21 protein-coding genes are annotated in these 21235 nt (G+C 74.2%); 9 read left to right on the plus strand and 12 right to left on the minus strand.

Annotated features, from left to right (window positions below; translation table 11 throughout):
* Nucleotides 1–231: 231 nt before the first annotated feature.
* The gene (locus GCU67_RS00110; RefSeq protein WP_163608902.1) at nucleotides 232–1068 is read left to right on the plus strand and encodes a PspA/IM30 family protein; all 837 of its coding nucleotides are present in this window, start codon (nucleotides 232–234) and stop codon (nucleotides 1066–1068) included.
* A 97-nt stretch (nucleotides 1069–1165) separates the two neighbouring features.
* Here the strand turns inward: GCU67_RS00110 and GCU67_RS00115 are convergent, their stop codons facing one another.
* The 3 genes from GCU67_RS00115 to GCU67_RS00125 all read right to left on the minus strand — a co-directional run bounded on the left by GCU67_RS00115 (nucleotide 1166) and on the right by GCU67_RS00125 (nucleotide 3329).
* Nucleotides 1166–2017, minus strand: coding sequence for a DNA-formamidopyrimidine glycosylase family protein (locus GCU67_RS00115; RefSeq protein ID WP_163608903.1), 852 nt, complete (start codon nucleotides 2015–2017; stop codon nucleotides 1166–1168).
* 34 nt (nucleotides 2018–2051) lie between these two features.
* Nucleotides 2052–2912, minus strand: a complete 861-nt coding sequence (locus tag GCU67_RS00120) for a DNA-formamidopyrimidine glycosylase family protein (RefSeq protein ID WP_211660490.1) — start codon at nucleotides 2910–2912, stop codon at nucleotides 2052–2054.
* 90 nt (nucleotides 2913–3002) lie between these two features.
* Nucleotides 3003–3329 carry a hypothetical protein gene (locus tag GCU67_RS00125; RefSeq protein ID WP_163608905.1) on the minus strand — a complete coding sequence of 109 codons (327 nt, stop codon included), beginning with the start codon at nucleotides 3327–3329 and terminating at the stop codon, nucleotides 3003–3005.
* Nucleotides 3330–3583: 254 nt separating this feature from the next.
* On the opposite strand from GCU67_RS00125, the gene GCU67_RS00130 reads away from it, so the two are divergent.
* Together GCU67_RS00130 and GCU67_RS00135 are read left to right on the plus strand one after the other, a co-directional pair.
* The gene (locus tag GCU67_RS00130) at nucleotides 3584–4381 is read left to right on the plus strand and encodes an aminoglycoside 3'-phosphotransferase (protein WP_211660491.1); all 798 of its coding nucleotides are present in this window, start codon (nucleotides 3584–3586) and stop codon (nucleotides 4379–4381) included.
* A 93-nt stretch (nucleotides 4382–4474) separates the two neighbouring features.
* Nucleotides 4475–5077, plus strand: coding sequence for an antibiotic biosynthesis monooxygenase (locus GCU67_RS00135; RefSeq protein ID WP_338104673.1), 603 nt, complete (start codon nucleotides 4475–4477; stop codon nucleotides 5075–5077).
* A gap of 80 nt (nucleotides 5078–5157) precedes the next feature.
* Here the strand turns inward: GCU67_RS00135 and GCU67_RS00140 are convergent, their stop codons facing one another.
* Nucleotides 5158–9783 (minus strand): ATP-dependent helicase, encoded by a 4626-nt coding sequence (locus tag GCU67_RS00140; RefSeq protein WP_163608928.1) that lies wholly within the window; start codon nucleotides 9781–9783, stop codon nucleotides 5158–5160.
* A 155-nt stretch (nucleotides 9784–9938) separates the two neighbouring features.
* Here GCU67_RS00140 and GCU67_RS00145 point away from each other — a divergent pair, with 155 nt between their 5' ends.
* Complete coding sequence (locus GCU67_RS00145; RefSeq protein ID WP_211660492.1) at nucleotides 9939–10166, plus strand: KTSC domain-containing protein; 228 nt, start codon at nucleotides 9939–9941, stop codon at nucleotides 10164–10166.
* Nucleotides 10167–10339: 173 nt separating this feature from the next.
* The gene (locus tag GCU67_RS00150) at nucleotides 10340–10534 is read left to right on the plus strand and encodes a DUF3046 domain-containing protein (protein WP_163608907.1); all 195 of its coding nucleotides are present in this window, start codon (nucleotides 10340–10342) and stop codon (nucleotides 10532–10534) included.
* A gap of 27 nt (nucleotides 10535–10561) precedes the next feature.
* On the opposite strand, the gene GCU67_RS00155 is transcribed toward GCU67_RS00150, so the two are convergent.
* Nucleotides 10562–11419, minus strand: a complete 858-nt coding sequence (locus GCU67_RS00155) for an NmrA family NAD(P)-binding protein (RefSeq protein WP_163608908.1) — start codon at nucleotides 11417–11419, stop codon at nucleotides 10562–10564.
* Nucleotides 11420–11510: 91 nt separating this feature from the next.
* Between GCU67_RS00155 and GCU67_RS00160 the strand changes: the two genes are divergently transcribed.
* The 4 genes from GCU67_RS00160 to GCU67_RS00175 all read left to right on the plus strand — a co-directional run bounded on the left by GCU67_RS00160 (nucleotide 11511) and on the right by GCU67_RS00175 (nucleotide 15552).
* Nucleotides 11511–11882, plus strand: a complete 372-nt coding sequence (locus GCU67_RS00160; protein ID WP_163608909.1) for a winged helix-turn-helix transcriptional regulator — start codon at nucleotides 11511–11513, stop codon at nucleotides 11880–11882.
* Nucleotides 11883–12061: 179 nt separating this feature from the next.
* Nucleotides 12062–13102, plus strand: coding sequence for a recombinase RecA (gene recA, locus GCU67_RS00165; RefSeq protein ID WP_163608910.1), 1041 nt, complete (start codon nucleotides 12062–12064; stop codon nucleotides 13100–13102).
* Nucleotides 13103–13109: 7 nt separating this feature from the next.
* A complete protein-coding gene (locus GCU67_RS00170) occupies nucleotides 13110–14099 on the plus strand; it encodes a regulatory protein RecX (RefSeq protein WP_163608911.1) in 990 nt (329 codons plus the stop codon).
* 442 nt (nucleotides 14100–14541) lie between these two features.
* Nucleotides 14542–15552 (plus strand): DUF3048 domain-containing protein, encoded by a 1011-nt coding sequence (locus GCU67_RS00175; RefSeq protein ID WP_163608912.1) that lies wholly within the window; start codon nucleotides 14542–14544, stop codon nucleotides 15550–15552.
* Between the two features lie 312 nt (nucleotides 15553–15864).
* On the opposite strand, the gene GCU67_RS00180 is transcribed toward GCU67_RS00175, so the two are convergent.
* From GCU67_RS00180 to GCU67_RS21515, 7 genes are all read right to left on the minus strand, one after another.
* Nucleotides 15865–16278, minus strand: coding sequence for a hypothetical protein (locus tag GCU67_RS00180; RefSeq protein ID WP_163608913.1), 414 nt, complete (start codon nucleotides 16276–16278; stop codon nucleotides 15865–15867).
* 235 nt (nucleotides 16279–16513) lie between these two features.
* Nucleotides 16514–16927, minus strand: a complete 414-nt coding sequence (locus GCU67_RS00185) for a GlcG/HbpS family heme-binding protein (protein ID WP_163608914.1) — start codon at nucleotides 16925–16927, stop codon at nucleotides 16514–16516.
* Between the two features lie 44 nt (nucleotides 16928–16971).
* On the minus strand, nucleotides 16972–17967 hold the full coding sequence (gene dhaK, locus GCU67_RS00190; protein WP_163608915.1) for a dihydroxyacetone kinase subunit DhaK: 996 nt from the start codon (nucleotides 17965–17967) through the stop codon (nucleotides 16972–16974).
* Nucleotides 17964–18611: a dihydroxyacetone kinase subunit DhaL gene (gene dhaL, locus GCU67_RS00195; protein WP_163608916.1), complete on the minus strand. Its 648-nt coding sequence runs from the start codon at nucleotides 18609–18611 to the stop codon at nucleotides 17964–17966. Before dhaL ends, dhaK begins: the two co-directional genes overlap by 4 nt.
* Nucleotides 18608–19414, minus strand: coding sequence for an HAD-IA family hydrolase (locus tag GCU67_RS00200; RefSeq protein ID WP_163608917.1), 807 nt, complete (start codon nucleotides 19412–19414; stop codon nucleotides 18608–18610). Before GCU67_RS00200 ends, dhaL begins: the two co-directional genes overlap by 4 nt.
* Complete coding sequence (locus GCU67_RS00205; protein WP_163608918.1) at nucleotides 19411–20271, minus strand: ketose-bisphosphate aldolase; 861 nt, start codon at nucleotides 20269–20271, stop codon at nucleotides 19411–19413. Before GCU67_RS00205 ends, GCU67_RS00200 begins: the two co-directional genes overlap by 4 nt.
* 87 nt (nucleotides 20272–20358) lie before the next feature.
* The gene (locus GCU67_RS21515; RefSeq protein ID WP_163608919.1) at nucleotides 20359–21105 is read right to left on the minus strand and encodes a helix-turn-helix transcriptional regulator; all 747 of its coding nucleotides are present in this window, start codon (nucleotides 21103–21105) and stop codon (nucleotides 20359–20361) included.
* Between the last annotated feature and the right edge of the window lie 130 nt (nucleotides 21106–21235).

The following is a 21235-nucleotide window of genomic DNA, read 5'->3' on the forward strand; positions in this document are numbered from 1 at the left end:
CACCCGGACGTGGATCAGGTGACCTGATCACCGTCTGTCCCCCTGGACCAGCGTTGGTGCAGGGGGACAGTCGTTGGTGCAGGGGGAGGGCGACCAGAGCCGCGGTCAGGGACGGCGTCGGGCCAGCGGTGGCTGGCCCGGGCCTGAGCCTGAGACGATGATCGGCGACAGCGTTGCCCGGATCGCGTCGTCCACCGCCCGGTGGACCGGCGCACCGGATCAGGAGGAGCCATGCCGAACCCGTTCGTGAAGCTGTGGAAGTACCTCACGGCTTCGGCCAACGACCAGATCGACCAGCGCGCCGACCCGAAGATCCAGATCCAGCAGGCGATCGAGGCCGAGCAGCAGCGCCACCAGGCCCTGGCCAACCAGGCCGCCGCCGTGCTGGGCAACCAGCGCCAGCTGGAGATGCGGCTCAACCGGCAGCTGGGTGAGATCGAGAAGCTCCAGTCCTCCGCGCGGCAGGCCCTCGCCCTCGCCGACCAGACCCGGGCCGCCGGTGACGCGGGCAAGGCCGGCGAGTACGAGCAGGCCGCCCAGGCGTTCGCCACCCAGCTGGTCAGCGCCGAGCAGGCGGCGGAGGACCTCAAGCGCAGCCACGACGAGGCGCTGCAGGCCGCCGAGCAGGCCAAGGGCGCGGTGGAGACCAGCCGGATGCGGCTGCAGTCGACGCTGGCCGAGCGCACCAAGCTCATGTCGCAGCTGGAGCAGGCCAAGATGCAGGAGCAGGTCTCGGCCTCGCTGCGCTCGGTCAACGAGCTCTCCGCGCCGGGCAACACCCCCTCGCTGAACGACGTCCGCGACAAGATCGAGGCCCGCTACGCCAACGCGCTCGGCTCCGCCGAGCTGGCGCAGAACTCGGTCGAGGGCCGGATGCTCGAGGTGCAGAAGGCGACCATCGACGTCGCCGGTGCCTCCCGGCTCGCGGAGATCCGCGCGTCGATGGGCGGCGGGACGCAGGCGATCAGCGGCAACCCGGCGGCCGGCGCGATCGAGTCGGGCAACGGCCCGGTCAGCGGCACCGCACTCGGCGCCGACCAGTCGGCCGAGCGCCCCGACCACGCCTGAGCGGTCACGCCCCACCGGTCGGCTCCTCCCGGGGAGCCGGTCCGACCGGAGCCCCGTCGTCCTGGTGGACGGCGGGGCTCCGTCGTCTCGCGGGCCGTCAGGTGGCGGCGATCGACGCCGGGTGGCCGGGCTCGCCGGTGCGGGCGAGCGGGTCGATCGGGCTGCGCGCGGCCTGGCACTGCGGGCACCAGTAGGTCACCCGCTCCTGGGTGTCCGGGCCCTGGTCACCGAGCAGGATCGTGGTCCGGCAGCGGCGGCACGGGCGGCCGCGCCGACCGAAGACCCAGTGGTCCTCCCCGCGCCGCATCGAGCCGGTGGTGCTCTGCTCGGGGTGGTCGCGGTTGGCCTGCATGAGCGTGCGGGCGCGGGTCACCAGGCCCGGCAGGTCCGGCACGTCGGCGACCCGGGTCCACGGGTGGGTGCGGGTCATGAACAGCGTCTCGACCTTGTAGAGGTTGCCGATGCCGGCCAGGTTGCGCTGGTCGAGGATCGCGACGCCGATCTGCTCGTCGGGGTGTGACCGCAGCCGGCGCAAGGCATCGTCGAGGTCCCAGTCCGGGCCGAGCACGTCAGGGCCCAGGTGTCCCACCAGGTCAGCCTCGGCGCTGGTCGGCACGATCGTCATGTCGTGCAGCCGGTAGCCGACGCAGTCCCACTCGCCGGTGGACAGGATCGCCCGGATGCTGTGCGCGGGCCCACCCTTCCACGGGGCGCCGTGGCGGTAGATGTGCCAGCTGCCGTCCATCCGGTAGTGCGTGCGCAGCGTGCGGCCGTCAGCGAACCGGGTGAGCATGTGCTTGCCGCGCGGCACCACCTCGGTGACGGTGGCGCCGGCGAGGTCGACGGTGGCCAGCTGGGGCACGCGCAGCTCGCCCTTGGTCAGCGTGGCACCGGCGAGGGCGGTGTTCATCCGGTTGGCCGCCAGCCAGACGGTGTCTCCTTCGGGCATCCCCCCATGATCCCCGGCCGCCCCGGTCCGCGCCTCAGTAGGAGGCGCGTCGGGCCTCGGTGCCGGGCAGTCCGGTGCGGGCCCGCGGGTCGACCGGCAGCGGGGTGGCCTGGCAGGTCGGGCACCACCAGGTCACCCGCTCCTGCAGGTCCGGCCCCTGGTCGCCCAGTGCGATCGTCGTCCCGCAGCGGCGGCACGGACGACCCTTCCGGCCGGCGACCCAGTGGTCCCAGCCCCGGCGGGTGATCCCGGTGGTGCTCTGCGCCGGGCGGTCGCGGTTGGCCAGCATCAGGGTGCGGGCCCGCTCGACCAGCGCGCGCAGGTCCGGCACGTCGGCGACCCGGGCCCACGGGTTGACGCCGGTGAGGAACAGTGACTCGACCTTGTAGAGGTTGCCCGGGCCGGCCAGGTTGCGCTGGTCGAGGATCGCGACGCCGATCTGCTCGTCGGGCTGGGCGCGCAACCGGCGCAGCACCTCCTCGACGTCCCAGTCCGGGCCGAGCACGTCGGGGCCCAGGTGGCCCACCAGCTCGTCCTCGCGTGCGGTGGGCACCAGTGCCATGTCGTGCAGCCGGTAGCCGACGCACTCCCATCCGTCGGTGGCCAGCACCGCCCGGACCTCGAACGACGGGCCGCCACGCCACCGGGCACCGGGGCGCTCGATGTGCCAGCTCCCGTCCATCCGGTAGTGGGTGTGCAGGGTGCGGCCGTCGGCGAGGCGGGTGAGCATGTGCTTGCCGCGCGGCACCACCTCGGTGACGGTTGCGCCGGTCAGGTCGATGCCGGCGAGCCGGGGCACGCGCAGCTCGCCCCGCGTGAGCGTGGCCCCGGCCAGGGCGGTGTTCATCCGGTTGGCCGCCAGCCACACGGTGTCTCCCTCGGGCACGTCCTCCATCGTCCCTGTCGGTGCGCCCTGGTGCCGAGTCGTCGTCGCGCACCGATCGTCCCTGCCCGCGAGCCGAGGACGCTCATCACCGCAGCCCGGTCACGACGTCGGCAGCGCGAGGATGCGGCGGGCCAGCCGGCGCTCCCGCCAGTCGGTGAACGCGGTGGAGGTGGACCCCGCGTCGCCGTCGAGCTCGAGCGCCACCGCGAGGGCGAGGAACAGGACGGTCGGTGCCCACGAGACGGCCGCCCGGGCCCGCTGCCGGCGCGACCACGGCCGTGCCACGTCGGGGACCTGCCCGGCCCACGCCCGCGCGACCGCGGCCACGTGCTCGTCGCTGTGCGGACGGCCACGGCGGGCGCACCGGGCCACCTCGCGGCGGCGCCGTCCGCTCAGCTCCTGCCAGTCCCGTTGCGGGGTGTGCACCCGCCAGCTCGCATCCGGATGCCCCTCGGCCGCCGATGTCGCCGGCCGTCGGTGAGCATCCCCACCCCGCGGGGCGCGCTGACGATGCTGGCCGGAGGGCGTCACCCGACCAGGATCGGCACGACGGTCCTCGTCCTGGAGCACCCCCTGGCCAGCGCGCGGTTCACCGACCGCGTGTTCGATCCGCCCGCCTGGTCAGGCCCTCGCCGCGATCGGTGAGCCGTGCCTGGCGTCGGTCATGTCAAGATCGCCGGGTGCTGTACTCCGGGCCGCCTCCCGAGCCCGTCGTGCTGCCGCCGGTCGTGCGCGCCCTGGCCGGTGCCGACCCGGCGACGGCGGTCTGGCAGAACGAGGCCGGGGGAGTCATCTGGCAGCTCGGCTCGGGGACGGGGCGCCGGTTCGTGAAGTGGGCGCCGGCCGGCAGCGGGCTGCCGATCGTGCGCGAGGCCGAGCGGCTGCGCTGGGCGTCGCGCTGCTCGCCCGTGCCCGTCGTGCTGGACGCCGGGAGCGACGCCGACGGCGACTGGCTGCTCACCGCCGGGCTGCCCGGCGACAGTGCCGTCGCCGCCCGGTGGCGGGCCGACCCGCTGACCGCGGTCCGCGCCATCGGCGCCGGTCTGCGGGCACTGCACGACGCGCTCCCGGCGGGGGCCTGCCCGTTCGACTGGACCGCCGCCACCCGGCTGGTCGACGTGCACCGGCGCGCCGACGTCCTGCGCCCGGCGTCGTGGCACCCGGTGCACGCCGCGCTGTCGGTGCCCGAGGTGCTGGCCCGGCTGGCCGACGTACCCGAGGACGACCGGCTGGTCGTCTGCCACGGCGACGCCTGCGCCCCCAACACCCTCATCGGGGACGACGGGTCGTGGTCCGGGCACGTCGACCTCGGGTCGCTCGGCCTGGCCGACCGCTGGGCCGACCTGGCGGTGGCGACCTGGAGCACGCAGTGGAACTACGGCCCGGGCTGGGAGCGGCCGCTGCTCGACGCCTACGGCATCGAGCCCGACGCGGAGCGGACGGACTACTACCGGCTGCTCTGGGACGCCGGCCCCTGACCCGTTGCGGGGCAGGTCGCCCGGGCGGGTGACCGCGCTGTGAGGGCAGCGACAGGCGGGAAGAGAGCGGCTGCCGGTGACGCTGTGGGACCCGTGATCGTGACGACCCGCCTGCGCAGCCTGCCGGTTCGACTGACCGGCAACTCGGTGGCCCGCCAGCCCGTGGCGCCCGAGCCGGTCACCGTGACCGTCGCCCGGGTCGTGCGGCCCGAAGAGCACGAGGCGTTCGAGCAGTGGGCTGCCGACGTCCAGGAGCTGGTCGGCCGCTTCCCGGGGAGCCTCGGGTCCTCGCTGCTGCGGCCCGGTCCGGCCAGCGACGAGTACCACCTGGTCTACCGGTTCAGCGACGACGCCTCGCTGGCCGTCTGGGAGCGCTCGTCGGAACGCCGCGCCGCGCTGGAGCAGGTCAGCCGGCTGGTCGAGCAGGAGCGGACCGCCCGCGCGGTGGGCCTGGAGACGTTCTTCGCGGTGCCCGCCCGCCCGGGGCCGGCCTGGCGCAGCTGGGCGCTCACCGTCGCCGTGGTCCTGGTGCTGACGACGACCTTCCAGCTGCTCGCCATGCCGTTCGTGGGCAGCTGGCCGTGGCCCTCTCGGCTGCTGCTGTCGGCGCTGTACGTGGTGACGGTGTTGCGGCTGCTGATGCCGCGGCTCAGCCGCTGGCTCGGCTCCTGGCTGCAGGGCTCGCGCCGCCGCTGACCGGCTGAGGCGCTGACCGGCTGAGGCGCTGAGCGGACCGGCGCGTCCGGCTGAGGCGCTGACCGGGCCAGCGTGCGCGGTCAGCGTCGGAGGCGCAGGCCCTGCGGGGTGGCGATGAAGCCCGCTGCCTGCAGCGCGCCGGACAGCGCACCGGACTCGTGCACCGAGGCGCCGTCGGCCTTCTGCACGGTGATCCGGCCCAGGGCCCCGGAGGTCACCGCGCTCGACAGCGCCGTGGCCGCCTCCTTGAGCGTGGTCTCCTCCTCGGTCCAGGACAGCAGGGTCTTGCCGCCGCGCTCGACGTAGAGCACCAGCTCGCCGTCGACCAGCACGACCAGCGCTCCGGCCTTGCGCCCGGCCCGGTGTCCGCTCTTCCTGGTCGTCGCCGCGGTGCCCTCGCCCAGGTCGACGCCCTCGTCGCCGCCGGTGTCGGTGCCGGGACGCTCCGGCCAGGGCAGGGCCGCGCCGTAGACGTTGGCCGGGTCGGTCGCGGCGAGCACGACCGGGCCGGCCGGCACCCGGTCGGGGCTGGCGAAGCTGCGCAGCCGGTCGACCGAGCCGGGTGTGCCGAACTGGGCTGCGCCGAGGGTCTCGACGAAGTACCCGCGACGGGCCCGGCCGTTCTCCTCGAACGCACGCAGCACCGGGTAGACCGCGGAGAAGCCGCCGGTCACCTGCTCGGCCTGCACCGCGCCCCGGGTGAGCACGCCGTGCCGCTCCAGCAGGAACTCGGCGCGGGCGGTGGTGCGCTTGGTGGTGTTGGACTCGAGCTCCGGCAGCCGCGACCAGCGCCCGGCCATGGAGGGCGGTCCGCTGCGGCTGGGCATCGCCGGGCGGCCGAGCCGGGTGCGTCCGTAGCGGCTGCGGTCGAGCCGGGCGCGCGGTGCGGCGGGCGCCTTCTTGTGCGTCCCGCCGCCGGACAGCCGGGTGCGCAGCGGGGCGAGGGTGTCGTTGGTGAGCGCCCCGGACCAGACGAGGTCCCAGATCTCCTCGGCCAGCGCCGGGTCGTCGGTGGCGCCCACCCGGTCGGACAGCGTGCGGAAGAACATCGCCTGCCCGCCGGCGAGCTCGTCGAGCACCAGCTGGCCGACCCCGCCCTCCAGGACCGCGCCGGCCGGCGGCTCGGGCAGCAGCAGTGGCGCCAGGTCGGCGGGCACGAGGGTCACCCAGCCGTCGCCACCGGACAGCCCGCCGGCACCGGCCCACAGCACCTCGCCGGCGCTGGTGAGCTCGTCGAGCATCGCGGGGGAGTAGCCCTGCACCCGGGAGGGCAGCACCAGGGACTCCAGCGCCGACGCCGGCACCAGCGCACCGGCCAGCTGCTCGACGACCGCCAGCACGCCGTCGACCCCGCGCATCCGGCCGCCGACGGACTGCCAGCTCGGGGTGAACCGGGCCAGGGTGTCGATCGGGACCGGCTCGACCTCCTGGCGCAGCTTGGCCAGCGACCGTCGGCGGACCGAGCGCAGGACCTCGGCGTCACACCACTCCTGGCCGATGCCACCGGGGCGGAACTCGCCGGTGACGAGGCGGCCGGTGCCGACCAGCCGCTGCACGGTGGCGGTGACCACGGCGACGCCCAGCCCCAGCCGGGCCGCGACCTCGGGTGGGGCGAACGGGCCGTGCGTGCGGGCGTACCGGCCGATGAGGTCACCGAGCGGGTCGGCGACCGGCTCGGTGAAGGCCTCCGGCACACCGACCGGCAGTGCGGTGCCCAGCGCGTCGCGCAGTCGGCCGGCGTCCTCGATGGCGACGTACCGCTCCTCCCCGGCGATCCGCACGACCAGTGCACGCCGGGAGACGACGAGCTCCTCCAGCCAGGCGGCGGGCACCCCGCGGGAGGCGGCCTCGGCGACGGTCAGGTCGCCCACTCCGCGCAGCAGGTCGCTGGCACCGTCGACGTCGCGCGGGTGGCGCTGTTCGGGCAGCCGCTGGAGCTCGGCCTCGATCTCGGCCATCGCGTCGCCGTCGAGCAGCTCGCGCAGCTCCGAGCGGCCCAGCAGCTCGGCCAGCAGGCCCGTGTCCAGCGCCAGGGCCTGGGCGCGGCGCTCGGCGAGCGGCGCGTCGCCCTCGTAGATGAACTGGCCGACGTACCCGAACAGCAGCGACTGGGCGAACGGCGACGCGGTCTGGGTCTGCACGTCGACCAGCCGCACGCGGCGCGCGCGCACGTCGCTCATCAGCTCGACCAGGCCGGGCACGTCGTAGACGTCCTGCAGCACCTCCCGGACCGCCTCGAGGGTGATCGGGAAGGAGGAGAACTCGCTGGCCACCGACAGCAGCTGGGCCGCCCGCTGGCGCTGCTGCCACAGCGGGGTGCGGCGGCGCGGGTCGCGGCGGGGGAGCAGCAGCGCGCGGGCGGCGCACTCGCGGAACCGGCTGGCGAACAGCGCGGAGTTGCCGACCTCGGCGGTGACCTCGCGCTCGACGTCGTCGGGGTCGAGCAGTGCGAGGTCGGCCTCGGGCGGCTCGCCGGTGGTGTCGGGCAGGCGCAGCACGATGCCGTCGTCGGCGTGCATGGAGGCGACGTCGACCCCGTACCGCTCGCGCAGCCGAGCGGCGAGCACCAGCGCCCACGGGGCGTTCACCTGTGCGCCGAAGGGGGAGTGGACGACCAGCCGCCAGTCGCCGAGCTCGTCGCGGAACCGCTCGACGAGCAGCGTGCGGTCGTCGGGCAGGTGGCCGGTGGCCGCCTTCTGCTCGGCGAGATAGGCGAACAGGTTGCTCGCACCCCAGGCGTCCAGCCCGGCGGCGCGCGCCCGCTCCATGCCGGCCTCTGGGGTCGCGCTGCCGACCTCGCGGAGGAACGCACCCAGTGCGCGGCCCAGCTCCAGCGGGCGGCCCAGGGTGTCGCCGTGCCAGAACGGCATCTTGCCCGGCTGGCCGGGGGCGGGGCTGACCAGGACTCGGTCGTGGGTGATCTCCTCGATCCGCCAGGAGGAGGACCCGAGGAGGAAGACGTCGCCGACCCGCGACTCGTAGACCATCTCCTCGTCCAGCTCACCGACGCGGCGTCCACCGTTCGCCCCCGCGCCGGAGACGAGGAAGACGCCGAACAGGCCGCGGTCGGGGATGGTGCCGCCACTGGTGACCGCCAGCCGCTGGGCGCCGTTGCGGGCGGTGAGGGTGTCGGTGACCCGGTCCCACGTGAGCCGGGGGCGCAGCTCGGCGAAGGCGTCGGAGGGGTAGCGGCCGGCCAGCATGTCCAGCACGGCGTGCAGCGCGGAGTCCGGCAGCGAGGCGAACGCCGCCGACCGGCGCAGCACCGCCGAGACCTCGTCGACGGTGCGCGGCCGCTCGGACACGATGGCCACGATCTGCTGGGCCAGCACGTCGAGGGGGTTGCGCAGGTAGCGGGTGGACTCGATGGCCCCGGCCCGCATCCGCTCCGCGACCACGGCGCTCTGCACCAGGTCACCGCGGAACTTCGGGAAGATGACGCCCTCGCTGACCGCGCCCACCTGGTGCCCGGCGCGGCCGACGCGCTGCAGGCCGGCGGCGACGTTGGGCGGGGACTCCACCTGGACGACCAGGTCGACGGCACCCATGTCGATGCCGAGCTCCAGCGAGGAGGTGGCCACGACGGCGGGCAGCTGCCCGGACTTGAGCGCCTCCTCCACGATCGCCCGCTGCTCGCGGGAGACCGAGCCGTGGTGGGCGGAGGCGACCGGCTTGACCACAGTCGACAGATCGGTGCCGACGCCGGTGCCGGCCTGGGCCATCAGCTCGGCGGGGTTGGCGCCGTGCGGCATCGGCTCGCCGGTCGCCCGCTCATAGGCCAGCTCGTTGAGCCGGCTGGTCAACCGCTCGGCCAGGCGCCGGGAGTTGGCGAAGACGATGGTGCTGCGGTGGCTCTCGATCAGGTCGAGCACCCGCTCCTCGACCGCCGGCCAGATCGACGTCCGCGGCTGGTTGCCCGCCGCGGAGCCGGACAGCTCACCGGTCGGCTGCCCCAGCTGGGACATGTCCTCGACGGGCACGACGACCGACAGGTCCCACTGCTTCGTCGACGGCGGCGCGACGACCTGCACCGGGCGGCCACCGGCGAGGAAGGTGGAGACCTCCTCGATCGGGCGGACCGTGGCCGACAGCCCGATCCGCTGGGCGGGTGCGTCGAGCAGTTCGTCGAGCCGGTCGAGGGAGACGGCCAGGTGCGCCCCGCGCTTGCTGCCGCAGACCGCGTGCACCTCGTCGAGGATCACCGTCTCCACCCCACGCAGCGACTCACGCGCCTGGCTGGTCAGCAGCAGGAACAGCGACTCGGGCGTGGTGATCAGGATGTCCGGCGGGCGCTTGGTGAACAGCCGCCGCTCGTCGGCGGGGGTGTCGCCGGAGCGGATCCCGACGGTGATCTCCGGCCGCTCGAGCCCGAGGCGGGCAGCGGCCTGGCCGATGCCGGTCAGCGGCGCCCGCAGGTTGCGCTCGACGTCGACGGCCAGCGCCTTCAGCGGGGAGACGTACAGGACCCGGCAGCGGCGCAGCGGGTCCTCCGGCGGGGGCGTGGCGGCCAGCCGGTCCAGCGACCAGAGGAAGGCGGCCAGCGTCTTGCCCGAGCCCGTGGGGGCCACGACCAGCGCGTGCTGGCCGCTGCTGATCGCCGTCCAGGCGCCCTCCTGGGCGGTGGTGGGGTGTTCGAACGCGCCGGTGAACCAGGCCTGCGTGGGCGCGGAGAATCGCTCCAGCGCAGGCGTGGGGGCGGACGGCATGGTCGGCACGCCCTCAGTGTCCACGCGGGTACGACAGTCCGCCGTCCACGAACGGGCGACCACCGGCCCGCCGGGTCGCCGTGTCGACTCGTCGACAAGGGGATGATGATCACCTCTGCGGATTACAGACGTGTAGTTACAGCGTTGTCATCCACATGGCGATGCAGCGGGCGGGGGTGCGGTCCTCGAGCGTGCGCTGGGTGGGGTACGACCTCGACGCGCACGTGCTGGAGGTCGGGTTCGTCACCGGCGGCGTGTACCGCTACCCCGGCGTCCCGCCGGAGGAGGCGCTCGCCCTGCTGGAGGCCGACAGCATCGGCCGGCACCTGAACACCGTGATCAGGCCGCGGCACGTCGGCCACCCGGTCCGCCGCGCGGGCTGACCTCCGCGCGCTCAGCGCCGCATGCCCCGGATGGTCAGCACGACCGCGACCAGCAGCGCCACGGCGAAGGCGATCTGCAGCAGCGTGTCCCAGGTGCCCGAGCCGGTCATGCCGCCGAGCGTAGGAGCACCTCCCCGGCCGCGCGGGATGACGGCCGTGGGTACCGTCGTGCTGTGCGGCTGCAGGAGTTCAGGACCCGGATGGAGAGCCAGTTCGGCTCGATGCGTGCGCAGTACGTCGCCAGCGACCACGTCTTCGGCGCGCTCGGTGGCCGCTCGGCGCTGGAGGCCATCGACGCCGGGGTGCCGGTGCGCACCGTCTGGCTGGAGATCTGCAAGGAGTACGACGTCCCGCCGAAGGACCGCTGAGGGCCCTCCGGCGGGACGCCGGGTGGGTCAGGAGCTGAGCACGCCCTGCACGTGGGTCGACAGCGGGGTGGTGGGCCGGCCGGTCAACTGCGACAGCGCGGTGCTGCCGGTGTCCAGCGCGCCCGCGGCGATGGCCTGGTCCAGGCCGACGACGAACTGCGCCGTCCCCTCGGGGAGGCCGGCGTCGAGCAGGGACCGGACGTGCTGCTCCGGCGTGAGGTCGGTGTAGGTGACCTCGCGACCGGCGGCGGTCGCGACGGCGGCGGCCAGGTCGGCCAGCGTGAAGGCGTCGTCGCCGCCGAGCTCGAACACGCCGGTGGCTGGGGAGTCGGCGGTCAGGACCGCGACGGCCGCGGCGGCGTAGTCGGCGCGCGTGGCGGCGGCGATCCGGCCGCTGCCCGAGCTGCCGGTGAGCGTGCCGGTCTGCGCGGCCTGGGCGATCTGCTGGTCGTAGTTCTCCAGGTACCAGTTGTTGCGCAGCACGACCGCCGGGATGCCGGAGTCGGCGATCAGCCGCTCGGTGGCGATGTGCTCCGGCGCCAGCGGCAGCGGGGTGTCGTCGGCCTTGCTGGCGCTGGTGTAGACGACCAGTCCGACGCCGGCGGCCTTCGCGGCCTGCAGGACGCTGGCGTGCTGGGGCACGCGCTGGCCGACCTCGCTGCCCGAGATGAGCAGCAGCCGGTCGGTGCCCTGCAGCGCCGTCTCGAGGGCGGCGGCGTCGGCGTAGTCGGCCTGGCGGACTCCGACGCCGCGGGCGGCGAGGTCGGCCACCTTCCCCGGGTCCCGGACGACGGCGACGACCTCGGCGGCCGGGACGCCGGCGTCCAGCAGGCCGGTGACGACGAGCCGGCCGAGGTGGCCGCTGGCTGCGGTGACGCTGATCATGAGTTCTCCTGACGCACGGGCACTAACTCTTGGTTAGCACTTTCGACGGCACAGTACCCTTGGGGACGACGCCCGACGCGGAGGAGTGGTGATGAGCACGTCCCAGCAGGCGGCCGACGTCTTCAGCCGCAACTGCCCGTCCCGGGAGGTCTTCGAGGACGTGACCGGCAAGTGGGCGGTGCTGGTGCTGTCGGCGCTGCACCAGGGCCCGCGCCGCTTCGGTGAGCTGCGGCGCCGGGTCGACGGGGTGAGCGAGAAGATGCTGTCCCAGACGCTGCAGGTGCTCGAGCGGGACGGCCTGGTGCTCCGAGAGGTCCGCTCGGCCACCCCGCCGCACGTCGAGTACACCCTCACCGACCTGGGGACGGCGCTGGCGCCGCGACTGCTCGCGCTCATCGACTTCGTCGAGGACGCCCTGCCGCAGGTGCTCGCCGCCCGGACCGCCCGGGACGACCGCGCCTGACCGCCCGGTCCGGCCCTCGAGGACCGCGGCGGCGTGTCGCTGGAGTCGAACAGGTGTTCGGTCTACCGTGTCCACAGACCCGGTGTTCGTCCACAGATGCGCTCCGGCTCGCGAAAGTGTCAGACCCCCGCCCTAGCGTCGGCGACGACCCGCTACAGCGACATCCGAAGGTGGCCACCATGGCAACGCTCGACCGCGACAAGGCCCTCGACATGGCCCTCGCCCAGATCGACAAGCAGTTCGGCAAGGGCTCCGTCATGCGCCTGGGCGACTCGCCCGAGGTCGCCATGAAGGTCATCCCGACCGGCTCCATCGCGCTCGACATCGCCCTCGGCGTCGGCGGCCTGCCGCGCGGCCGGGTCGTCGAGGTCTACGGCCCCGAGGCCTCCGGCAAGACGACGGTCGCCCTGCACGCGGTGGCCAACGCCCAGGCCGCCGGCGGCATCGTGGCCTTCATCGACGCCGAGCACGCGCTCGACCCCGACTACGCCCGGGCGATCGGTGTCGACACCGACGCGCTCCTGATCAGCCAGCCCGACACCGGTGAGCAGGCGCTGGAGATCGCGGACATGCTGATCCGTTCCGGCGCCCTCGACCTCATCGTCGTCGACTCGGTCGCCGCCCTGGTGCCCCGCGCCGAGATCGAGGGCGAGATGGGCGACAGCCACGTCGGTCTGCAGGCCCGGCTGATGAGCCAGGCGCTGCGCAAGATCACCGGTGCGCTCAGCAACTCCGGCACGACCTGCATCTTCATCAACCAGCTGCGGGAGAAGGTCGGCGTCGTCTACGGCTCGCCGGAGGTCACCACCGGTGGCCGGGCGCTGAAGTTCTACTCCTCGGTCCGCCTCGACATCCGCCGCATCGAGACCCTCAAGCAGGGCACCGACGCGGTCGGCAGCCGGGTCCGGGTCAAGGTCGTCAAGAACAAGGTCGCCGCACCGTTCAAGCAGGCCGAGCTCGACCTCATCTGGGGCACCGGCTTCAGCCGCGAGGGTGGCCTGATCGACATCGGCGTGGAGCAGGGCTTCGTCCGCAAGTCCGGTGCTTGGTACACCTACGAGGGTGACCAGCTCGGCCAGGGCAAGGAGAACGCCCGCACCTTCCTGAAGGACAACCCCGACCTCGCCGACGAGATCGAGAAGAAGATCAAGGAGAAGCTGGGCATCGGCGTCCCCAAGGTCGACGCGGGCGTGGCAGCCGCCGAGCCGGCGGACTTCTGATCCACCGATGACCGGCCCCTCCTCCGACGGTCCCGCGGGCACCGACCGCGACCAGGACGTGCAACCGGCCGACGACTCAGGTCGTCGGTCCGGTCGCCGCTCCGGTCTGGGTGGTGCCCGCGGTGGCGGCGGCTTCGGCGAGGGCGGTTCCGGCCGCCGCAGCAAGGGCGCCGGGGGTGGGGGTGGACGCGGTGACGGTGGGTTCGGTCGTGGGAAGAGCGGCCGGGCCAGTGGCCCGCAGTGGAGCTCGCGTTCCACCGACGCCGACGGCGCACCCGCCGAGATGGAGGACCCCGAGGCGGTCGCCAAGGGGATCTGCCTGCGTGCGCTGACCGGCACGGCCAAGACGCGCAAGCAGCTGGCCGACCTGCTGGCCAAGAAGGAGGTGCCGGCCGAGGTGGCCGACGCCGTGCTCGACCGGTTCACCGACGTCGGCCTGATCGACGACGCCGCCTTCGCTGCCGCCTGGGTGTCCACCCGGCAGTCCGGGCGCGGTCTGGCCCGGCGGGCACTGGCCTCCGAGCTGCGCGCCAAGGGAGTCGACGGGGACATCGCGGCCGCGGCCGTCGCCGAGGTCGACCCCCAGGCCGAGTGGGACTCCGCCCGTGCGCTCGTCGCCCGGAAGATGCCCTCGATGCAGCGGCTCGACCGGGTCACCGCGGAACGACGGCTGATGGGCATGCTGGCCCGCAAGGGCTACGGCGGCGGCCTCGCCGGCTACGTGGTCCGTGAGGCGCTCGACGACGCAGGCAAGGCCGAGGACGCCGCGGCCGAGGCCGAGCCCTTCGACGACGACGAGCCGAGTTGGTCACCCGCCGAGGCGCCGGTGTGGACCGCGGCGCGCTCTGCCGCCCGGTCCGCCCTCCGCTCGACCGCGCCGGCGGCCAGCTTCGCCGGCTCCGCCAGCACCGAGGTGGGGGAGGGGCAGGCCCGACGGATCGGCAGGACCCCGACTGGTCCGGCCGGTCCGGCCGAGGGGCTCGCCGACCCGTTCTGACGCCCGGTCCCCGGTACCGAGCCGGGCCGGAGGGCTCGTCGACCCGTTCTGACGCCTGGTCCTCGGTACCGGGCCCGGCCGGTACCAGGCTGCTGCTGCCACGCCCATCGGTGTCAGCCCGCGCTGTTGCTACCCCCACCGGTACCGACGTCAGCAGCGGCACGGGGACCAGGCGAGCGGTCGTGCGCCCGCGCACCCGCTGGGCCTGGGGCTGTGGGGGACCCATGGGGCGGTCGAGGCCGACACCGCGACCGCGGACCGCTACGTCCCCCGACCGGCCCGCCCCGGCGACCTACGGTGTCGCCGGCCCGGCCGCTGGTCGGCCGTACGGCCCGTCCGACCCAGGAGCAGCTCCGTGAGCCTCACCGCCGACCCCGCGGGCACTCGTGCCCGGCGGCACCCCCGGGCGGTCGGCCAGGACGCTGGTCGGCGCGTCCGTGGCGTGGGACCGGTCCTCCTGGCCGGTGCCCTGCTCGGCGCCGTGGTGAGCTGCGGCCCCGCCGACCCGGCACCGGTGGCGGCCGCGCCCGCACCGGCCGCCCCGGTGCCCTCGCTGTGGCCGCTGACCGGTCTGGACAGCGGCACCGCCCTGCCCCGTCCGGCGCTGGCCGTGAAGATCGAGAACTCGGTCCAGGCACGTCCGCAGACCGGCCTCGGCGCGGCCGACCTGGTGTGGGAGGAGGTCGTCGAGGGCGGCATCACCCGTTACGTGGCCGTCTACCACTCCACGCTGCCGGCCGAGGTCGGGCCGGTCCGCTCGGTCCGGCCGATGGACGCGGCGATCGCCGCGCCGCTGCACGGACTGTTCGCCTTCTCCGGCGGCCAGCCCGCGTTCGTCGCCGCGGTCACCGACGCTGGCACCCAGGTGGTCAGCAACGACTCCGGCGCCGCCGGCTTCTACCGGATCGACTCCCGCCCGGCGCCGCACGACGTCTACGCCGACCCGGCGACCCTCCTGGTCCAGGCCGACCCGCGGCACTTGGCCGCCCCGCCCGCCCAGTTCGAGATCGCCGGCCCCGGCAACGAGCCCACCGCGGTGACCGCAGGCGAACCGGCCGGCTCGCTCGCGCTGACCCTGTCCGGGGTCAGCCACCCGTCCTGGACCTGGAGTGCGCCCGACGGCCACTGGGTGCGCGCCGAGGGCCAGACCCCCGCCGTCGAGGCCGACGGCACGCCGCTGCGCGCGGTCAACGTGGTCGTCCTCCGCACCGAGTCCGTCGACACCGGCACCACCGACCCGGCCGGCAACCCGGTCCCCGAGACGGTGCTGGTCGGCTCCGGGGACGCCCTGGTCGCCACCGGCGGTCACACCCTGGCCGCAACCTGGGTCAAGAGCGCCGTCGACCAGCGGCTGGTGCTGCGCGGTCCGGATGGCAACCCGGTGCGGCTGGCGGCCGGCAACACCTGGGTCGAGCTCGTCCCGACGCGCACCGGCTCCGTCACCGTCGGCTGAGGCCCGGTACCGGCGGGCCGTCGGGGACGGGCGGCTGCACCGTCAGCCGAGTCACCGCACGGCCGCCTGTTCACGTCGCTCACCTGCCGCGCCGCCCCCCGGGGTCAGCCCCGGGTCACCGCGGAGGCAGGACCCCGCAGACGCGATCAGCCGGTGCGACAGGAGTCGCACCGGCTGATCGTGGTCGTGGTTGCCTAGTCGCCCCGTCCGACCCTGTCGGTCGGCCGGGTACCGGCTGCGCCAGGTCGCGCCCACCGGCGACCCGGCCCGTCCGCGCGGGTGTGACGTCCGCTCAGCGGCCGCTGCGCGCGGTCAGCGGTCCAGCCACGCGGTGACGTCGATGGCCACGCCGCCGGCGGCCTCCTCGTCCGGCACCAGCCAGCGACGGCTGCGCTCCTGGCCGGCACCCAGCCACAGCCGGATGGCGGTGTCGAACTGCGACATGGTGAGCTCCTTGGCGCTGGTCGAGGTGCTGACCGGACCGAGGAAGGTCACGTCGGCCTCCTGCCCGTTCCCGTACAGCAGCACCACGCGGCAGCGCGAGCGACGGTGCCGGGCCGGGGGCACGGCCTCCCGCACGATCGCCTGCTCCGCACCCGCGGCCTCGGCGAAGCGCGCTGCGCTGGCGCGCAGCTTGCTGACGAAGATCTGCGTCGTCGTCGCCAGGTCCTCGTCGTCCTCGAGGTCGCGGTGCATGTGGCGCGGAGCGGTGGCGGTGGAGGTCACACCTCCCCTCTCGGCAGGCCGGCCGGCCGAGAGGACCGGCACGATGTGCCAAGCCCGGTGAACACGTCCGGCAACACCACCGGGCAGCCGACGAGCGCACACCCCGTGGCGCGCGCAGGCCGGCCACCCAGGGACGGACAGCCCGCGCGCACCCGGTGGCGCACGCCGGCCGCCCGGGGACGGTCAGTCGGCCCGCACCCGGTGGCGCGCGCCAGCCGGCCACCCGGGGACACGGTCAGCCGGCGTAGGCCCGGCGTCCGGCCTCGGCCACCTGGTGGTCCTCCTCGACCGTCCCTGCGCTCACCCCGACGCCACCGGTGACCGCCCCACCGGCGTCGCTGAGCAGCACCCCACCTCCGAAGACGACCAGGCGGCCACCGGTGGTGGACTCGATGCCGAACAGCGGCTGGCCCGGCTGCACGAGCGCGGCGAGGTCCCGGGTGTCGGCCTGGAAGTAGACGGCGGTCAGGGCCTTCTTCTGCGCGATGTCGACACCGATCAGCTTGGTGCCGTCCATCGAGGCGAACGCGACGAGGTTGCCGCCGTCGTCCACCACGGCGATGTTCATCGGCTGCCCGACGGTCGCCGCCTCCGCCTGGCAGGCCGCCAGGACGGTCTCGGCCTGCGCGAGGGTGATCTGTCTGCCCATGACGTTCTCCAGTCGGTGCGGTCGGCGGGGCTCGTGCGGGGCGGTCAGAACACCCGGATCGGGACCTCGGCGGGTGCGTCGAGCAGGGCGTCGATCTCCTCGTCGAGCTTCACCAGCGTCAGGGACGCGCCGGCCATGTCCAGCGAGGTGCAGTACTCGTTGACGTAGCTGCGGGTCACCGTGATGCCCCGCTCGGCGAGCTGCTGGTGGGCGCGGCGGAAGAGGATGTACAGCTCGCTGATCGGGGTCCCGCCGAGCCCGTTGACCATCAGGGCCACCTGGTCGCCGGAGCTGTAGGGCAGGTCGGTGACCACGGCGTCGAGCAGCTCGTCGACGATGGCGTCGGCGTTCGTCATCTTCTTCCGCTCCCGGCCGGGCTCGCCGTGGATGCCCACGCCCATCTCGATCTCGTCGTCTCCGAGCTCGAACAGCGGGGAGCCCTTGGCCGGCGGGGTGCACGCGGTGAGCGCGACGCCCATCGTCCGGGTGACGTCGTTGACCTTCTTCCCGACCCGGATCACCTCGTCGAGCTCGTCACCCCGGGCGGCCGCCGCACCCACCGCCTTGATGACGAAGAAGTTCCCGGCCACCCCGCGCCTGCCGACGGTGTAGGTGGAGTCCTTCACCGCGACGTCGTCGTTGATGGTGAGGATCTCGACCTTGATGCCCTCGGACTCGGCCATCTCCTTGCCCATGTCGAAGGCCATCCGGTCGCCGGTGTAGTTGTTCACCAGCAGCAGCACGCCCTTGGGTGAGGCCAGCAGCTTCGCCGTCTCGTAGACGTAGTTCATCGGCGGGGCGGCGAACACGTCACCGGGGCAGGCGGCGTCCAGCATCCCCTTGCCGACGATCATCACGTGCGCCGGTTCGTGCCCGGAGCCCGAGCCCTGCACGATCGAGACCCGGTCGTCGCTGGGGGAGTCCGCGCGCATGACCAGGTTGTGCTCGGGGACGTAGCGGAGGCTGTGCGGGTTGGCCAGGGCCAGGCCCTCCAGCATCTCCGGCACGAACTGCTGGGGGTTGTTGACGAACTTCTTCATGACGCTCCTTCTCTCTGCCACGCCTCGTCGATCCGGCCGAGGATCACGGCCACGCCCATGGCGCCCGCGTCGACCGAACCCCTGCTCCGCTCGCCGGTGTAGGACGCCCGGCCCCGCCTGGCGACCATGTCGGCGGTGGCCTCCGCGGCCTCCTGTGCGGTCGCGGCCATCGCGGCCAGCGCCTGCGCCGCGTCCGAGCCGGCGGCGATCTCGGCCTCCAGCCGGTCGGTGACGGGCACCAGGACGTCGAGCAGGGTCTTGTCGCCGACCTCGGCCTGACCGCGGGCCTTGATGCCCTCGACGGCCGCGCGCAGCATCGCCACGACCTGCTCGCCGGTGAGGGTGTCGGTCGCGCCGGCGGTCATCCCGGCGCGCATGAACGCCGTCCCCCAGATCGGGCCCGAGGTGCCCCCGATCCGCGCGGTGATGACCATGCCGATCTTCTTCAGGAACGTGCCGATGTCGGTGCGGTCGACGTCGTCCCAGCCGGCGAGCACGTTCTCGAACCCGCGGGCGAGGGAGTAGCCGAAGTCGCCGTCGCCGACCACGGCGTCGAGGTCACCGAAGTACTTCTCGTTGTCCACCGCCGCCTGGGCGATCGTGCGGACGACGAGGTCGACCTGCTGCTGCCCGGTGCTGCTCACGCCGTTCCTCCCTCGGGACGTCGTCCGGACGCGGTGCCCAGGCACGCCTGGGCGTCGGCCAGCACGACGTGGTGGCCGGGGTGTGCCCGGCCGCGGTTGGCCAGGACCTCGATCGGTGGGCGGTCGGGGTCACCGAGCTCGGACACCACGAGCACCGCCTCGTCGGAGGGCTCGTGCCGGGTGTAGCCGTTCACGGTGACCAGGCAGGGCAGCCCGGCGCCGGTCGCGGCGAGCAGCCCGTTGCGGGAGTCCTCGACCACGAGCGTGTCGTCCCGGGCGAGGCCCAGGGTCTCCACCACCAGGTCGTAGATGGCCGGGTCCGGCTTCTTGGCCGGGACGACGTCGCCGGCGAAGACCGGGACCCGCGCGGCCACGTCGGCGCCCACCGCGTGCTCCAGGACGGCGCGGACGGACTCCTCGGCCGAGGTGGAGGCCACCGCTACGGTCCACCCGGCGTCGAGCGCCTCGCTGACCAGCCGTGCGACGCCGGGTCGGGCCGGGATCTCACCGGCGGCGACCAGTGCGCGGAACCGCGCCGTCTTCGTGCGGTGCCAGTCGGCCAGCAGCTGCCGGCGGGCGTCCTCGTCGTCCGGGATGCCGGCGGTCCGCACGAAGTCCGGGTCGCCGAACAGGCTGGCCATGCGCTCCTTGCCGCCGCCGATGGCCAGCTTCTGCCCGTAGTCGTCCTCGCTCCACCGCACCGGCAGCCCGTGCTCGGCGAAGGTGGCGTTGAAGGCGGGCAGGTGGCCGTACCGCTCGGTGTCGGCGAGCACCCCGTCGCAGTCGAGGACCAGTGCGCTCACCAGGCGCGCCCGGAGCTGCCGAAGGTGCGCATGTGCTCAGCTGCCATGTCCTTCACCGCGGTCCGCTGGTGGGCGAAGAAGGACGGCGGGTCCCACTTCCCCCGGGTCTCGGCCTCGCGGAGGAACTCCAGGCTCGACTGCAGGAACACCTGCTTGAGCGCGGTGGAGATGTTCACCTTGGCGCAGCCGCGGGCGATGAGGTCCTGGAACTGCTCCGCGGACAGCCCCGTCCCGCCGTGCAGCGCCATCGGCACCCCGGTCGCCGCCACGAGGTCGCTGACCCGCTGGTGGTCGAGCACCGGGGCGGCGGTGTACTGGCCGTGGGCGTTGCCGATCGCGGGGGCGAAGCAGTCGACGCCGGTCCGCTGGATGAAGTCGACGGCGACCTCCAACGTCTGGACGACGGGGGCGTCGTCGGAGCCGATGCCGTCCTCGACGCCCTGGATGCCCTCGATCTCGCCCTCGACGTGCGCCCCGCGGGCGTGCGCCTCGGCGACGACCTCGGTGGTCTGCCGCAGGTTCTCGGCGACGTCGAGCTCGTGGGCGTCGAACAGGACGGAGTTCCAGCCGCCGGCCAGGCAGTCGCTGATGACCGCGCGGTCCGGGCAGTGGTCCAGGTGCAGCGTCACCGGCACGTCGACGTCGCGGGCCATCGTGGCGACGACGTCGAACAGCTGGCGGCGGCCGTAGGCGCGCACCGTCTTGACCGAGGTCTGCAGGACGACCGGGGAGCGTTCCTCGGCGGCGGCCGCGAGGACGGCCTCGACGGTGAGGTCGTTGACCACGTTGAAGGCCGGTACGCCGTACCGCTCGGCCAGTGCCCGGTCGAGCAGGTCCTTCATCGGGACGACGGGCACCGGGGCTCCTGTCAGCTCGGTCGGGGACGTGCTGTGCCCGAGTCAAGCGTGGCCCACGTCACAGGTCCATGGGGTGGATCACCCATGTCACCGGCCCGCCAGCCAGCCCCGCTGCAGGGCGGTCATCACCGCCGCGGTGCGGCTGTGGGCACCGGTCTTGTGGAGCACCGCCGCCACGTGCTTCTCGACCGTCTTCGGGGAGAGCACCAGCGCCGCGGCCACCTGCCGGTTGCTCAGCCCGCGGGCCAGCAGGGTGAGCGTCTCCCGCTCCCGCCGGGTGAACGGCGAGTCCGCGGGGGGCTCCGCGGTGCGGTCGGGCACCCGGTCGCCCGCGCTGCGGCGGGCGAGCAGGTGGGTCAGGGCGGGGTCGGCGACCCCCGCGCGGACGATCGCCGGGACCACGGACTGGGTGAGCAGTTCGAGCTCGTCGACCTCGGCGACGGTGAACCGGCGGGGGCGGCAGGCGAAGACGACGTTGGCGCCCACCACGTCCCCGCGCCACCACAGCGGCACGGCCAGGACGGCGCCGGCGTGGGCGGCCCCGCCGGCGGCGAGGTGGCCGGCGTGCACCTGGCCGTAGGTCGGCAGCACCACCGGCCGCCGGCGGGCGACCACCTGCCCGGTCACGCCCTCGTCGAGGGGGAAGCTGCTGCCCAGCCGGCACGACGTCCCGTGCTCGGCGAGCTTGGCGTAGCGGTCCCAGGAGCCGTCGACCAGCGACACGCTGCCGGCCGCGGCCTGGACCAGGCTGCCGCTGCTCGTGATCAGCCGGCGGAGCAACCCGGCGACCGGGGGGAGGGCGGCGTGCGCCTGGTCGTGCGTGCCTGACGCCATGCGACTCCTCGTCGAGTCCGCGGCCGGACGGTGGCGCCGGGCCGGGCCACCCGTCCACCGCGCGCGGACCGGGGTCGGTCGCGCGCACGGGGCCGCCGGCCGACAGTACGAGCGCCGGCGGGGGAGCGGA

Source organism: Modestobacter muralis (genome assembly GCF_010682105.1).
Taxonomy (GTDB): domain Bacteria; phylum Actinomycetota; class Actinomycetes; order Mycobacteriales; family Geodermatophilaceae; genus Modestobacter; species Modestobacter muralis.

Coding starts and splice junctions, on each gene's coding strand:
- GCU67_RS00110 (WP_163608902.1), top strand. CDS start 232: ATGCCGAACCCGTTCGTGAAGCTGTGGAAGTACCTCACGGCTTCGGCC.
- GCU67_RS00115 (WP_163608903.1), bottom strand. CDS start 2,017: ATGCCCGAAGGAGACACCGTCTGGCTGGCGGCCAACCGGATGAACACC.
- GCU67_RS00120 (WP_211660490.1), bottom strand. CDS start 2,912: ATGGAGGACGTGCCCGAGGGAGACACCGTGTGGCTGGCGGCCAACCGG.
- GCU67_RS00140 (WP_163608928.1), bottom strand. CDS start 9,783: ATGCCGTCCGCCCCCACGCCTGCGCTGGAGCGATTCTCCGCGCCCACG.
- GCU67_RS00145 (WP_211660492.1), top strand. CDS start 9,939: ATGGCGATGCAGCGGGCGGGGGTGCGGTCCTCGAGCGTGCGCTGGGTG.
- GCU67_RS00155 (WP_163608908.1), bottom strand. CDS start 11,419: ATGATCAGCGTCACCGCAGCCAGCGGCCACCTCGGCCGGCTCGTCGTC.
- GCU67_RS00160 (WP_163608909.1), top strand. CDS start 11,511: ATGAGCACGTCCCAGCAGGCGGCCGACGTCTTCAGCCGCAACTGCCCG.
- recA (WP_163608910.1), top strand. CDS start 12,062: ATGGCAACGCTCGACCGCGACAAGGCCCTCGACATGGCCCTCGCCCAG.
- GCU67_RS00170 (WP_163608911.1), top strand. CDS start 13,110: ATGACCGGCCCCTCCTCCGACGGTCCCGCGGGCACCGACCGCGACCAG.
- GCU67_RS00185 (WP_163608914.1), bottom strand. CDS start 16,927: ATGGGCAGACAGATCACCCTCGCGCAGGCCGAGACCGTCCTGGCGGCC.
- dhaK (WP_163608915.1), bottom strand. CDS start 17,967: ATGAAGAAGTTCGTCAACAACCCCCAGCAGTTCGTGCCGGAGATGCTG.
- GCU67_RS21515 (WP_163608919.1), bottom strand. CDS start 21,105: ATGGCGTCAGGCACGCACGACCAGGCGCACGCCGCCCTCCCCCCGGTC.